Origin of the sequence: Pseudoclavibacter sp. AY1F1, from assembly GCF_002931075.1 — a bacterium.
Classification (GTDB): Bacteria; Actinomycetota; Actinomycetes; order Actinomycetales; family Microbacteriaceae; genus Pseudoclavibacter.
In genome coordinates this window covers 38,664-51,521 of the sequence record NZ_PSTQ01000003.1, presented here as the reverse complement: position 1 = coordinate 51,521, position 12,858 = coordinate 38,664, and the positions used below count along the sequence as shown (strand labels likewise).

The 12,858-nt window shown below is 65.5% G+C and carries 11 protein-coding genes, 1 tRNA gene and 1 pseudogene; 5 read left to right on the top strand and 8 right to left on the bottom strand.

All coding sequences use genetic code 11. From position 1 onward, the window contains the following. Positions 1-46: 46 nt before the first annotated feature. Entirely contained in the window at positions 47-586 is a 540-nt protein-coding gene (locus tag C5B85_RS06440; protein WP_104285531.1) for a peptidylprolyl isomerase, read from the top strand. Positions 587-607: 21 nt separating this feature from the next. Beyond that, entirely contained in the window at positions 608-1,483 is an 876-nt protein-coding gene (locus C5B85_RS06435; protein ID WP_104285212.1) for a rhomboid family intramembrane serine protease, read from the top strand. A gap of 204 nt (positions 1,484-1,687) precedes the next feature. Here C5B85_RS06435 and C5B85_RS06430 read toward each other — a convergent pair. Further along, positions 1,688-1,921: pseudogene (locus tag C5B85_RS06430) on the bottom strand (cell division protein CrgA); the annotation flags it as partial. A 151-nt stretch (positions 1,922-2,072) separates the two neighbouring features. On the opposite strand from C5B85_RS06430, the gene C5B85_RS06425 reads away from it, so the two are divergent. Next, positions 2,073-2,978, top strand: a complete 906-nt coding sequence (locus tag C5B85_RS06425; RefSeq protein WP_181064311.1) for a class E sortase — start codon at positions 2,073-2,075, stop codon at positions 2,976-2,978. Continuing rightward, entirely contained in the window at positions 2,978-3,169 is a 192-nt protein-coding gene (locus C5B85_RS06420) for a hypothetical protein (RefSeq protein WP_104285210.1), read from the top strand. The genes C5B85_RS06425 and C5B85_RS06420 overlap by 1 nt, the downstream gene beginning before the upstream one ends. Before the next feature lie 146 nt (positions 3,170-3,315). Here C5B85_RS06420 and pknB read toward each other — a convergent pair whose 3' ends face one another. The 7 genes from pknB to C5B85_RS06385 form a co-directional block, all read right to left on the bottom strand. Beyond that, the gene (gene pknB, locus C5B85_RS06415; RefSeq protein WP_104285209.1) at positions 3,316-5,088 is read right to left on the bottom strand and encodes a Stk1 family PASTA domain-containing Ser/Thr kinase; all 1,773 of its coding nucleotides are present in this window, start codon (positions 5,086-5,088) and stop codon (positions 3,316-3,318) included. A 186-nt stretch (positions 5,089-5,274) separates the two neighbouring features. After that, entirely contained in the window at positions 5,275-7,071 is a 1,797-nt protein-coding gene (locus tag C5B85_RS06410) for a protein kinase (protein ID WP_104285208.1), read from the bottom strand. Further along, the gene (locus tag C5B85_RS06405) at positions 7,068-8,528 is read right to left on the bottom strand and encodes a penicillin-binding protein 2 (RefSeq protein WP_104285207.1); all 1,461 of its coding nucleotides are present in this window, start codon (positions 8,526-8,528) and stop codon (positions 7,068-7,070) included. Before C5B85_RS06405 ends, C5B85_RS06410 begins: the two co-directional genes overlap by 4 nt. Further along, positions 8,525-9,919, bottom strand: a complete 1,395-nt coding sequence (locus C5B85_RS06400; protein WP_104285530.1) for an FtsW/RodA/SpoVE family cell cycle protein — start codon at positions 9,917-9,919, stop codon at positions 8,525-8,527. Before C5B85_RS06400 ends, C5B85_RS06405 begins: the two co-directional genes overlap by 4 nt. Beyond that, entirely contained in the window at positions 9,903-11,153 is a 1,251-nt protein-coding gene (locus tag C5B85_RS06395; protein ID WP_181064310.1) for a Stp1/IreP family PP2C-type Ser/Thr phosphatase, read from the bottom strand. Before C5B85_RS06395 ends, C5B85_RS06400 begins: the two co-directional genes overlap by 17 nt. Positions 11,154-11,155: 2 nt before the next feature. Then, entirely contained in the window at positions 11,156-11,740 is a 585-nt protein-coding gene (locus tag C5B85_RS06390; protein WP_104285206.1) for an FHA domain-containing protein, read from the bottom strand. Next, a complete protein-coding gene (locus C5B85_RS06385; RefSeq protein ID WP_104254452.1) occupies positions 11,737-12,447 on the bottom strand; it encodes a DUF3662 and FHA domain-containing protein in 711 nt (236 codons plus the stop codon). Before C5B85_RS06385 ends, C5B85_RS06390 begins: the two co-directional genes overlap by 4 nt. A 245-nt stretch (positions 12,448-12,692) precedes the next feature. On the opposite strand from C5B85_RS06385, the gene C5B85_RS06380 reads away from it, so the two are divergent. Beyond that, positions 12,693-12,777 (top strand) — tRNA-Leu (locus C5B85_RS06380). Positions 12,778-12,858: the final 81 nt, after the last annotated feature.

Sequence of the window (12,858 nt, the reverse complement as noted above, 5' to 3'; positions counted from 1 at the left end):
CGGACAGGCAGGAGAGAAGTGGGAGGGCTATGGAAAGATGACCAACATGTCAATCGCCACTGCACTTGCAACGATCAACACGAACCACGGCCCCATCAAGGTGGAGCTCTTCGGCAACCACGCGCCGAACACGGTTAAGACCATCGTGGGCCTCGCCACTGGTGAGCTGGAATGGACCGACCCTCGTGACGGCCAGACCAAGAACACGCCCCTCTATGACGGCGTGATCTTCCACCGCATCATCCCCAACTTCATGATCCAGGGCGGCGACCCCACGGGCACCGGCACTGGCGGCCCCGGATTCGCGTTCGACGACGAGATCCACCCGGAGCTCAACTTCAACGAGCCCTACATTTTCGCTATGGCGAACGCCGGCAAGCAGATGGGGCGTGGCACGAACGGCTCACAGTTCTTCATCACGACGGACCCCACTCCCTGGCTTCAGGGAAAGCACACGATCTTCGGCCGCGTTGCCGACGATGAGTCGCGCACCGTCGTGGACGCGATCGCGAAGGTCCCCACCGACGGCCGTGACAAGCCGCTCAAGGACGTCGTCATCGAGAGCGTCACCGTCGAGCAGCTCTAAGCTCCAGGTTCCTCTTCACGAATGACATCACCCGAGCTGTCGCAGCAGCGTGAGAACTTCTGCTACCGACACCCAGACCGGCAGAGCTTCGTACTCTGCCAGCGCTGCGGTCGCACTGTGTGCCCCGAATGCCAGACTCTCGCGCCCGTTGGCGTGATCTGTCCCGAGTGCATCCGGGAATCGAATGCGAAGGCCAAGGCCGCTCAGCGACCTTCGGCCCGCACACGGCTGCGACGGCTCGGGCAAGACCAGCGGCCCCTCGTCACCTACGCCATCATCGCCGTGTCGGCCGTTCTCTGGCTGGTCCAGCAGGTGACCGGTGACTGGCTGACCGGCATCCTGGTCTACCACGGCATCTACTCGCACGCTGGCGGCGGGGCCTTCGAGCCGTGGCGCATGCTCACGTCAGCGTTTGCGCACTCGACTGTCTTCCACCTCGCGTTCAACATGCTGACGCTCTGGATCTTCGGGCGAACGCTGGAACAGGTCTACGGGCACTTGAGGTTCGCGGCGCTCTACGTGGTCAGCGCTCTCGGTGGCTCTCTGGCGATCGCGCTCGTCGCGCCGAACACGACGGTGCTCGGTGCATCAGGTGCGGTCTTCGGGCTGTTCGGCGCCTACTTCGTGGTTATGCGCCAGGCGCGCATGAACACGATGTCGCTCATCGTCCTCATCGGCATCAACGTCGTCATGGGGTTTGTCATCCCCGGCATCGCGTGGCAGGCGCACCTTGGCGGTCTGGTCACCGGCGCGCTCTGCTCGTGGCTTTTCCTCTGGGAATCGAAGTCGGCGAAGCCCTCTCGGAAGGGTCTCTGGCTCGTGGCGACTCTCGGAGTGCTCATCATCGTCGGAGCCACCGTGAGCGTCTCGCAACTGCCGTTGGCCATCGCGGGTTAGTCCCCGACCCCGCGGGAGCAGACCCTCAGACACAGGCTCTCAGACACGAAGAAGCCGCGCATCCGTTGGGATGCGCGGCTTCTTCGTGTGCGGAGCGAGGCTATGCCGAAAGTTATCCACAGGGTTATGCACACCTGGGGATGAATTACACAGGTGTAACTCGCTGTCCTGTGGAGAACGTCACCCTGTGGATAAGTGGGGCCGCTAGCGCCAGTTCGTTGTCATGATGAAGCCGATGAAGGCGATACCGAAGCCGACGAGGATGTTCCACGAGCCGAGCTCGGCGATGGGCAGGGCCCCGCTCGTCAGGTAGAACAAGATGATCCAGAGGAACCCGACGATCAGAAAGCCGAACATGAGCGGCTTGAACCAGACAGGGTTCGGATTGCGCTCGTCGCTGTCGCTCACGCCCGCGGCGCGCTTCTGCCTACGCTGCTTCTCCGTCGCCGCGAGAGCGGCCGCTGCTGCGGACGCTTCCGAGGAACGGTGCTTCTTCGTACCGGCCGGAGTCTTCTTCTCCGGCTCGTCGGACTTGGAGCCGCTGGACTTCTCACGAGACATGCGGGCCATCCTATCTATGATTGCTCTTATGCCATCTGCTGAACGGCCTGGACGAGACGACGGGACAACCTCGATCGAGTCACTCCTCGCCGAAGACGACGGCTACCAGACTCGTGCCGAGCGGCGGGCCCAGGAGGGCCAGGCTCGCCGGCGAACGTCCTCAGGCGGACGTGGCTCCCGTTCGTCGAAGTCATCGGGCTCGAGGCCGAGGCGCAAGCTCAGCGTCGTCGGCGTCTCCGGCGAAGTGCTCATGACGCTCGGAGTGGTCATGCTCCTCTTCGTCGGCTGGAAGTACTGGCTCAACGATCTCATCGTGGGAGACGAGCAGAACCAGGCAGGGCAGGAGCTCAGTCAGGTACTCGCCGAGGGCGGCGAGGAAGCCACGACGGTGACAACCACGGATCCCGCCATCGGCATCCCGATCTCCTCGGCGCCGACGGTCACGAATGAGCGGTTCGCGATTCTGTACGTGCCGACCTGGGGCGCCGACTACGCACGCCCGATCGCGCAGGGCATCGAGCAGCATGAGGTCCTCGACCACAACATCGGGCACTACCCCGACTCCCAGATGCCCGGCGAGGTCGGCAACTTCGCGATTGCGGGCCACCGTCTCGCCTATGGCGCTTCCATGCAGAAGATCCACGAGCTCCAGCTCGGCGACGAGCTTGTCGTGGAGACGGCCGACGGTTGGTACACCTACTCCTACCGCTCCGGCGAGTACGTCGCACCGACCCAGGTCGACGTGCTCGGTTCCGTGCCGCGCTACCCCGAGCAGGCTGGCACCGATCGACTCATGATGATCATGAGCTGCAACCCGTTCTGGTCGACCGCTGAGCGCATCATCGGGTACGCGGTCTTCGACACCTTCACGCCGCGGGCGGACGGCCCACCCGAGTCCATTGCCGCCTCCGTGGCGAGCCAGGGAGGTCTCTGATGTACGGCGCCCTCTGGCGGATCCTCCCGGGGCCCTGGCCCGTGAAGCTCCTCATCACGCTTGTTGTTGTCGCGGGTGCGCTCTACGGCCTCGTCTTCTACGCGTTTCCGTGGGTGGATGCGCTCATCACGCCACAGAACGACGTCACCGTCGGTCTCGGGGCCGCCGGGCAGTCACCAGCCTGGCTCTGACCTGGCTGAAGCCCTCTGTCTCCTCAGCGGCGCGAGCTGAAAGATCAGCGCCACAGGCTGTTCGTCGCAGACTCTGAGCAAGAAGGAGGCCCCTTCCGGTTGAACGGAAGGGGCCAGAGTTCTTGCGCTCTCGCTGGAGCCTCGAGTCAGTCGCCGGGGGTCGCCGACGGGTCAGTGCTCGGCGTCGCATCTGGAGCCGGTGTTGTCGGTGTCGGGGCTGGCTCCGACGTGCAGTACGTGACCTCGACCTGCGAGTGCTGGGCGACCGGTCCTGGCGGCACAGACATGTTGACGATCGGGTTGCCCTCAACCACGAGGCAGCCTGGGTCCTGCTTCACGACTGCGAGCAGTCCGAGCTCACGCAAGGTGGCCGTCGCGGACTCGAGCGGCTGACCGATCAGGTCGGGCAGCGCCACGTTGCCCGTAGACGTCACGAGGTTGACACTGGAGCCCGCAGCGACGCTGGAGCCGCCCGCAGGGTCACTGCGGACGATCGTGCCCGCAGTGACGGTAGGAGAGTCCTCTGACGTGATCTGGCCGACGCTCAGGCCCGCACCTTGAAGCGCGACGGTCGCCTGCTCGACGGTCATGCCGTTGATGTCCGGCATCGCAACGGCTGAAGGGCCGGTGGAGACGACGACGGTGATCTGCTGTCCGGGTGCGACGCTGAGCCCGGAACCGGGGGTCGTGCTGATGACCTGGTTCTCGGGCACTTCGTCGCTGGTCTGTGCCTCGCGGACGGGCGTGAGTCCCACCTCTTCGAGCGTCGTGCGAGCTGCATCCCACTGCTCGCCGACGACGTCAGGAACGTCGACGCTCGTATCAGGGACCTGGCCGCTCTGGGGAAGCTGGGACACCCAGATGCTGACGGCGACGATCACAACGACGAGGAGTGCCGCGGCGCCCCAGATCCACATAGCCGGAGGTCGACGCTGCACCTGTGGGGCGCGGTCGTCGGTCTCGGAGAGGGAGTTGAAGGCCGACTCCGTGGCGCTCACGCCAGAGGGCGCCGGGCCGAAGAGCTGGGTGCGGTCGTCGTCTTCGACTTTCGTCGCGAAGGCGGGCATGATGCCTTGCGCCGCGAGGTCGAGGTCGCGGCGGAACTCGGAAGCCGACTGGTAGCGGTCTTCTCGGCTCTTCGCGAGCGAGCGCTTCACAACCGCGTTCATGGCCTTCGAGACCTTCGGGTTGATCTCGTTCGCGTCGATGGGGCGCTCGGTGACGTGCTGGTAGGCGACGGCCACGGCGGAGTCACCCTGGAAGGGGACCTTGCCCGTGAGCATCTCGTAGAGCACGATGCCGGCGGAGTAGAGGTCGCTCCGACCGTCGACGTTTTCGCCCTTCGCCTGCTCTGGCGAGAAGTACGAGGCGGTGCCGAGGATGGCGGTGGTCTGCGCGATCGTGCCAGCGGTGTCGGAGATGGCGCGGGCGATGCCGAAGTCCATGACCTTGACCGTGTCTTCCGGCGTGATCATGATGTTTCCAGGCTTGATGTCGCGGTGCACGACCCCGGCGCGGTGCGAGTACTCGAGCGCCGTGAGGATGCCCGTCATGTACTCGTGGATCTGGGTGTCGGCGAGCGGGGCGCCCGCCATGACGTCGCGGAGCTGCTGCCCCTCGATGTACTCCATGACGATGTACGGGACAACAAGCTCGTGGCCGTCGGCGCGAACGAAGGTGTCCTCACCGGCGTCGAAGACGCGCACGATCGTGGGGTGCGTCATACGAGCGGCGGCCTGCGCCTCCTGGCGGAAGCGCGAACGGAAGTCGGGCTCACCAGAGAGCTGCGTGTTGAGGAGCTTGACGGCGACGCGGCGGCCGAGGCGCTCATCGGTCCCGAGATAGACCTCAGCCATACCTCCACGACCAATTCGCCGACCGATGTCGTATCGGCCAGCGAGCGTGCGTTCGCCCTGCATCACGGAAGCAAGCTCCTCTCCCCTTGGCAGTGTTCGCCAAGCTCAAGCCTCGTTAGTCTGCCGATCTTATCTCGCCCCGAATGAGTGATCGGTGCCATCCAGGCTGTGAACCGCGCGTTCCATGTGGATGCATGGAGTTGAGGCGTTTTGTTGCCTCCTGCATCCGCTGGCCGGCGGTCCTTGGTGCTATTCCCCGGGAGGAGTGGATGTCGATGGAGACGGGGGCGTTGAAGGTGGCTGCGGCACGGTCGCGGACCCGGTCGGGGAATCCGCGCTCGTGTTGCCAGAGCCGCACGTCGCACTGTAGGAAGCCTCGACGATGGTCGATCCCTCGTTGACCGTGACATTTACAGAGGTCCCGGTCACGCTGCCAGGCGACTCAGCACCTGACACGTTGACGTTGTAGCTCGAGAGGCTCTGACCCGGAGGGCACTGGAACGACGGCCAGCTGATGCTTGCCTGCGTGCCTGCAGCATTGACCGTCACGGTCGGAGCTGTCGTCGGGGTGTTCGGAGTCTCCACGTTGGCGTAGACCGTGAGGGTCACGGTTGAGCCGAGGTCGACCGTGCCGGTCGGGCTGACGGCCGTGACCGTGTTGACGTCATCCTGGTTGGTCGCGACCGGACCCTCCACACGGTTCGGCGTGAGGCCGAGCTCGGAGATGCGGTTGGCAGCAGTGTCGTAGTCGAGGCCGATGTAGTCGCCCTGCGCGATCGAGACCGTCGTCGGCGTGCTCGCGGTTGGCGTCGGATTCTGCGAAGGCGTCTCAGCCGCCGTGGTCTCGACGGAGGTCGTCGGGGGTGGCGTCGTCTCGGCGGGGGCGTTGCTGTTTACGAGCGCCAGAGCGAACCAGGCGAGGGCGGCAGCGAAGAGCACGATGGCGCCGATCAGCACCCAGACCCAAGCGGCCGGCTTCTTGCGCTCGTCCTCGGCGGGTGTCGCGAGAGCAGTCGACTCCTCCTCGCCCTCGACGGGCGTGCCGCCGATGAGCGTGTCGAAGTCGTCCTTCATGACCTCGGTCGTGCCAGCTGCCGTGCCGAGCACAGTCGTGCGCGCGCCGTCATCCATGATCGCCGTGCGGTCGAGCGGCGCCGTGGCGTCGCCGATCTCGTCCGCGGCGGTGAGTCCGAGGACAGCTGGAACGGCCTGGGCCGCACGGGTGACGTTGCCGTCGCGGAGGGCGCGAGCGGCACGGGCGAAGACCTCCGCAGAGACCGGGCGGTCTTCTGGCTTCTTGGCGATGGCTGCGAGTACGAGGTTGCGGACGGGCTCTGGCACGGTGACGGGCAGAGCTGGCGGCTCATCGTTGATGTGCGCCATCGCGATCGCGACCTGCGACTCGCCCGTGAAGGGGCGCCTGCCGGCGAGAGCCTCGTAGGCGACGATGCCGAGCGAGTAGATGTCGGTTGCCGGGTTCGCAGCGTGGCCTGACGCCTGCTCGGGCGAGAGGTACTGCACGGTGCCCATGACCTGGCCAGTAGCGGTCAACGGAACCTGGTCGGCGATGCGTGCGATGCCGAAGTCTGTGATCTTGACGCGGCGGTCGGGAGTGATGAGCAGGTTGCCTGGCTTGATGTCACGGTGAACGAGGCCGGCCTTGTGTGCGGCGTGCAGGGCAAGAGCCGTCTGCGACACGATGTCCATGACCTGGTCTGGAGGCAGAACGCGCTCGCGCTCGAGCACAGTCGAGAGCGCCTCACCTGGCACGAGCTCCATGACGAGGTAGGCGGAGCCGTTCTCCTCGCCGTAGTCGTAGACGTTGGCGATGCCCTCGTGGTTGACGAGAGCTGCGTGCCTCGCCTCGGCGCGGAAGCGCTCGAGGAAGCCGGGGTCGCCCATGTACTCGTCTTTGAGGATCTTGATCGCCACGGTGCGGCCGATCACCTGATCGGTCGCCTCCCAGACCTCGCCCATGCCGCCGATGGCAATGCGCGAGCTCAGCTTGTATCGGTCTCCGAACGAAACACCTGCAGCTGGTCTCATCTGCTCAGCACCGCCTTCATCACTTGCTGCCCAATCGTCGCCGCCAGGCCGTTGCCCGTCCCAGACTGTCCCATTCCGCCACCGTCTTCGAGCACTACCGCGACCGCGATCTGCGTATCGCCTGATTCGGCGAATCCTGTGAACCACAGCGAATACGGCTCGCCCTCACCGTTCTCCGCGGTCCCTGTCTTCCCAGCCACGTTGATCCCGTCAATTCTTGCATTACTGGCAACACCAGAGTTCACGCTGCCCTCCATCATCGACTGGAGTGACGCCGCAGTCTCTTCGCTGATGGCTCTCCCAAAGCTAGAGATCTCCGGCCCCTGGATCTCCTGGAACGTCGGAGTCTGGATGCTCTCGACAAGTGAGGGGTTCATGACCTCGCCGCCGTTGGCGATTGCGGCAGAGATCATCGCGAACTGGAGGGGCGTGGCGCGAACGTCGAACTGGCCGAAACCGGTGAGCGCGAGCTGCGCGTCGTCCTCGAGCGCCGTCGGATAGGTGCTGGCGCTTGCCGTCATGGGGATCTCGAACTCGTGGTTGAAGCCGAAGGCCTCGGCCATTTCGCGCACGCGCTCGGCTCCCAGGTCCATCGCCAGTTGGGCGAAGGGGACGTTGCACGACTGCTCGAGCGCGATGCGCAGGTTGGTCGTGTCGCCGTTGCCGCATTTGGCGCCAGCCGAGGGGTTGTTCACGGCCACGCTTGTCCCCGGGAGGGTCAGCGTCGCCGGGTTCGGGAGCGGCGACTCGGGGGTGGCGAGACCATCCTCGAGCGCGGCGGCCGCGACGACGAGCTTGAACACCGAGCCTGGTGGGTTCATGTTGCCGCCGATGGCGCGGTTGCTGAGCGGATCGTTGGGGTCGGCCAGCAGCGCGTTGTACGCCTCGAGCACGCTCGTCTGGTCGTGGCTGGCCATCGACGTCGGGTCGTAGGTCGGGGTCGAGTACATGGCCAGGATCGCGCCAGTTGCCGGGTTGAGCGCGATGGCCGCGCCCTTGAACTCGCCGAGCGCATCCGCTGCCGTCTGCTGAGCGAGAGGGTCGATCGTGGTCTCGACGGCTGCACCGGCCGGGTCCTGGCCGGTGAAGAGCCGCTCGAGTCCCTGGAAGAACTGCGTGTCGCTGTTGCCAGAGAGCTCGGGGTTGAGGGCGCCCTCGAGTCCCGTCGACGCGCCGTCGATCGAGTAGTAGCCGGTCACAGCCGCGTAGAGCGGCCCATTCTCGTAGAGACGCTGGTACTTATATGCCGTGTCGATCGGAGTCGAGCTCGCGATCGGGGTGCCGTCGACGAGGATCGGACCGCGCTGGATCTCGAAGCTCTCCTCGCGAGTCCGGCTATTGTTCGGGTCGTCGCGCAAGGTCTCGGCCTGGAAGACCTGGATGCTCGTCGACGCAACGAACAGCGACATGAACATGATGATGACGAGGACGCCAACGAGGCGGATGTTCTTGCTCATTCGTCGATCGCCTCCGTCGGAACGTTACGCACGGTGTCGCTCAGCCTCAGCAGGATCGCGACGATGATCCAGTTGGCGAGCAGGCTCGAGCCGCCCGCCGCCATGAACGGCATCGTGAGGCCGGTCAGCGGGATGACGCGCATGACGCCACCTGCGACAACAAACACCTGCAGGGCGATCGTGAACGCGAGCCCCGTCGCGAGCAGGCGGCCGAAGTCGTCAACGCCCTGCTGGCCGATCCGGAAACCGCGGGCCACGAAGATGACGAAGAGCAGCAGCACCACGAAGATACCGGCCATGCCGAGCTCCTCGCCGATTGCCGCGATGATGAAGTCGCTCGACGCGAGCGGCGTGGTGCCCGGGCTGCCCGAACCGAGTCCCTTGCCGATGAGGCCACCGGCGCCGAGGCCGAAGAGGCCCGTCACGAGCTGATAGCTGCCGCCGTCGGCCTCGTACATCTCCTGGTCGAACGGGTCGAGCCAGGCGTGGACGCGGAACTCGACGTAGCCGAGCGTGTTCGCCGCGATGAGCGCGCCACCGATGAACAGACCCAGGCCGATGAGCACCCACGAGAGTCGGCCGGTCGACACGAAGACCATGACGAGGAACAGGCCGAAGTAGAGCAGGGACGTTCCGAGGTCGCGCTGGAAGACGAGCACGCCCATGCAGACGGCCCAGACGACGAGGATCGGTCCCAGGTCCCTGATGCGGGGGAAGCGCATCCACAGGAACTTCTTGCCGACGACTGAGAGCGAATCTCGGGCCGTGACGAGGTAACCGGCGAAGAAGATCGCCAGCGCGATCTTCGCGATCTCGCCCGGTTGGAAGGAGAAGCCGGCGATGCTGATCCACACGCGTGCGGCGACGTCGGTGCGTCCGAGGCCCGGGATGAGCGGGAGCAGCAGGAGCACGATGGCGATCGCCATGAACACGTACGTGTACCGCTGCAGCACACGATGGTTCTTGAGCAGGATCAGCACGACCATGGCGACGCCGACGGCGAGCATCGTCAGCACGATCTGCTGCGTCGACGGGGTCCAGAAGACACCCTCGAGGTCGGAGTTGCTCAGGTCGATGCGGTAGATCATCGCGATGCCGAGGCCGTTGAGCACCGCCGCGATGGGCAGGATGAACGGGTCGGCGCCTGGCGCCCGGAACCGGAGCACGATGTTCACGCCGAGCGTGAGGGCACCGATGATGGCTGAGAGTGTGACGACGTTGAAATCGAAGGTGCCTCGCACGCCGAGCTGCACCAGCAGCAACGCGGAGAAGTTGATGATGAACGCGAAGACCAGCAGGCCGAGCTCCATGTTGCGGAGCCCCTGCCCCATCTTCCGGGGAGCACCGGGCACAACAGGCGCCTGCTCGCGTGTCCTAGTCAGGAATGGCATCTCGGAGCCGTTCCACGATCTCGTCGGCGGCCTCGCGGTCGCCAGCGCTGATCGTCTTGTCGACCTGCGACTGCTGGTATTCGGGCAGGGCGCTGATCTTGATATCGGTCGTCTCGGTGAGCTCGTGCAGCGTGATGGGGCCGATTCCCTGCTGCACGCCCTGGTAGATGGCGACGTAGCCGACGTTCTCGCCGACGTAATACTGCTGCTGCGTCCAGTTGTAGGCCAAGAGGCCAGCACCGGCCACGGCCGCGAGGAAGACGATGGATGCGGCGAGCCACGAGAACTGTCGAACGCGCTTGCGGCGCTTGTCCTCGGCAACCAGCTCTTGCAGGGCCTCGTCGCTGAACGGGACGAACTCCTCGTCCTGCGGGCGAGGAGCGGGACGCCGCAACGGGTGCAGGATCGAGGGGATGATCTGGTTGCTGCGTTTTTGCAGATTCGCCGAGTAGCGCAGCGGGTTCGCCGCTGATCCGACGACGCGAGTCTTCATGGGCTCGAGGGCAGTGGTGCCGATCTCGAGCATGACGACCGTCACGTTGTCCGGTGCGCCGTTGTCGAGCGCCAGCTGGACGAGATCGTCGCTGATCTCGCGGCTCGACTCGTCCATGCGCGCGAGGGTGCGCTCGATCTGCGGCTCGTCGACGTAGCTGGAGAGGCCATCGGAGCAGAGCAGCCAGCGGTCGCCCTCCTGGATATCGAAAACCTCGGTGTCGACGTCCGGGCGTGTCTCGACGTCGCCGAGCACCCGCATGAGCACCGAGCGCCTCGGGTGCGTGAGCGCTTCCTCAGGCGTGATGCGACCAGCATCCACGAGCCGCTGCACGAAGGTGTGGTCCACGGTCATCTGCACGAGGGAGCCCTCGCGGAAGCGGTACACACGCGAGTCGCCGATGTGGGCGAGCACGAGCGACTCGCCGACGAGGCTGAGCGCGCTCACCGTGGTGCCCATGCCGCGGAGCTCGCTGTGCTCCTCGACGGCACCCGTGATGAGCGAGTTCGCGTCGAGCAGCATCTCCGTCATGGAATGCTCGGCGTCATCGGTGCTCGAGTACTGCTCGTCGTTCTCGGCGAAGTGCTTGACGGCGATCGCGCTCGCGACGTCACCACCGGCGTGCCCGCCCATGCCGTCGGCAACGACAAACAGGTGGGTTCCGACGAACCCGGAGTCCTGGTTGTTGCTCCTGACCTTGCCGACGTGCGAAACGGCGCCGGCGCGCGCGATGACCAGCATGCCTATCGCAGCTCGAACGTCGTTGTCCCGATGCGGACGGGGGTGCCGACGGGAACGTGGGTCGGCTGCGAGACGCGCTTGCCGTCGACGTACGTGCCGTTCGTGGAGTCGAGGTCCTGCACCATCCAGGCGTCGTTCCAGAGCAGGAGGCGCGCGTGGTGGGTCGAGCTGTAGTCGTCCTGGATGACCAGGTCGGAGTCGCCGGAGCGGCCTATGGAAAGCGGCTCACTGCGGAGACTGAGTTCAGTGCCGCGCTTCGGGCCCGACGTGATGACCAGCTTGCTCGGCCGCTCGGAGCGTGCGGACGCGCTCGGCACCGGGGTCGACGGGCGCTGGACTGCCTCCGTGGGGTCGCTGGGCGTCTGGGCTCGGACGGGAGACGCTGCCGGAGCTGCCGGTGCTGGCGCGCTGTCGTCGTCTGCCGATGCGAAAACCTGCTGGCGCGACTTCTCCATCGCCTGCTTGTAGGCGGAAGAGCGTGTACCGAAGAGGTCGCTGCGAAGCGAGTAGATGACCGAGAAGACGAAGATCCACAGCGCCGCCAGAAAGGCGAGGCGAAGGACGAGGAGCGTCAGTTCGCTTGTCATGTTCTGCCTCCCTGTCGAGGCAGGTAGCCAGTGTCGTCGCTCGGGTCGGCCTGGGGGATCACCCGGAACACAATACGATGACGACCGATCTGAATCGTGGAATCGGGTTCGAGACCCGCCTGGGAGATGGACCGGCCGTTGACCTTCGTGCCGTTCGTGGAGCCGAGGTCGCGGATGCCGGCGCGCTTCCCGTCCCAGACGACCTCCGCATGCTTGCGCGACGCGCCCGTGTCGGCGATCGTGATGTCGGCTTCGGAACCGCGCCCGATGACGGTCGAGCCGATGCCGACGTGGATTCGCTCCCCGTCGACGTCGAGAATGGGCGCCCAGGCGACCTGGCCCTGCACGCTGCGCGAGTCGACCTCGATGCGCCCCTCGGAGAGCGAGTCGTTCTCGAGGAACTTGATGCTGAGGCCGCCGGAGAACTGGTAGCCCTGCTTGGCCGCGTGCTGCTCGACGACTCGCATGAGTTCGTCCTGGATGCCGGCGATCTGCGAGATGCGCGTGTAGTCGACCTGCGACATCTGCACGTTGAAGCGGTTGGGGACAAGCACACGGTCGCGGGTGACAACCGACGCCCTGGTGTCCATCTCGCGTTTCAGCGCAGCGCTGATCTCGACGGGCTGGAGCCCAGAGCGGAAGGTCTTCGCGAACGCGCCGTTGAAGACACGCTCGAGCCCACGCTCAAATCTGTCGAGGATTCCCACATGACTCCTGGTTCTAGAGGGCACGCCGCAGCCCGCACCGGGTGGCGCGAATCTGTTTCATGCTAACGGCACTGGGCTGGATGTCCGACTTCTCTCCCTTTCCTGTGGCCTTGCTATGGGATCCCGCTGCCGGTTCTCGGCACGTGAAGGGCGCCCGGATCGGGCGAATCCGGCCGGTCGCGAGCACCGCATCCGCTCTTCGGTTTCGCACTCGAGGAAAGTGTCTGGTAATCTCTCGGAGGTTGGCGCGAGTGGCGGAATTGGCAGACGCGCACGGTTCAGGTCCGTGTGCCTTCGGGTGTGGGGGTTCAAGTCCCCCCTCGCGCACCAGCGTTCCAGAGCAGCTCACCTGCGTACAGGTGAAGAGCTGGAGCACAGAACCCCCGGAACTTCGGTTCCGGGGGTTCTTTC

Bases quoted from the DNA above. Each gene is read 5' to 3' on its own strand.
- C5B85_RS06435 (WP_104285212.1), top strand. From the start codon at position 608: ATGACATCACCCGAGCTGTCGCAGCAGCGTGAGAACTTCTGCTACCGA.
- pknB (WP_104285209.1), bottom strand. From the start codon at position 5,088: ATGCAGGGCGAACGCACGCTCGCTGGCCGATACGACATCGGTCGGCGA.
- C5B85_RS06420 (WP_104285210.1), top strand. From the start codon at position 2,978: ATGTACGGCGCCCTCTGGCGGATCCTCCCGGGGCCCTGGCCCGTGAAG.
- C5B85_RS06400 (WP_104285530.1), bottom strand. From the start codon at position 9,919: ATGCCATTCCTGACTAGGACACGCGAGCAGGCGCCTGTTGTGCCCGGT.
- C5B85_RS06405 (WP_104285207.1), bottom strand. From the start codon at position 8,528: ATGAGCAAGAACATCCGCCTCGTTGGCGTCCTCGTCATCATCATGTTC.
- C5B85_RS06390 (WP_104285206.1), bottom strand. From the start codon at position 11,740: ATGACAAGCGAACTGACGCTCCTCGTCCTTCGCCTCGCCTTTCTGGCG.
- C5B85_RS06410 (WP_104285208.1), bottom strand. From the start codon at position 7,071: ATGAGACCAGCTGCAGGTGTTTCGTTCGGAGACCGATACAAGCTGAGC.
- C5B85_RS06440 (WP_104285531.1), top strand. From the start codon at position 47: ATGTCAATCGCCACTGCACTTGCAACGATCAACACGAACCACGGCCCC.
- C5B85_RS06395 (WP_181064310.1), bottom strand. From the start codon at position 11,153: ATGCTGGTCATCGCGCGCGCCGGCGCCGTTTCGCACGTCGGCAAGGTC.
- C5B85_RS06425 (WP_181064311.1), top strand. From the start codon at position 2,073: ATGCCATCTGCTGAACGGCCTGGACGAGACGACGGGACAACCTCGATC.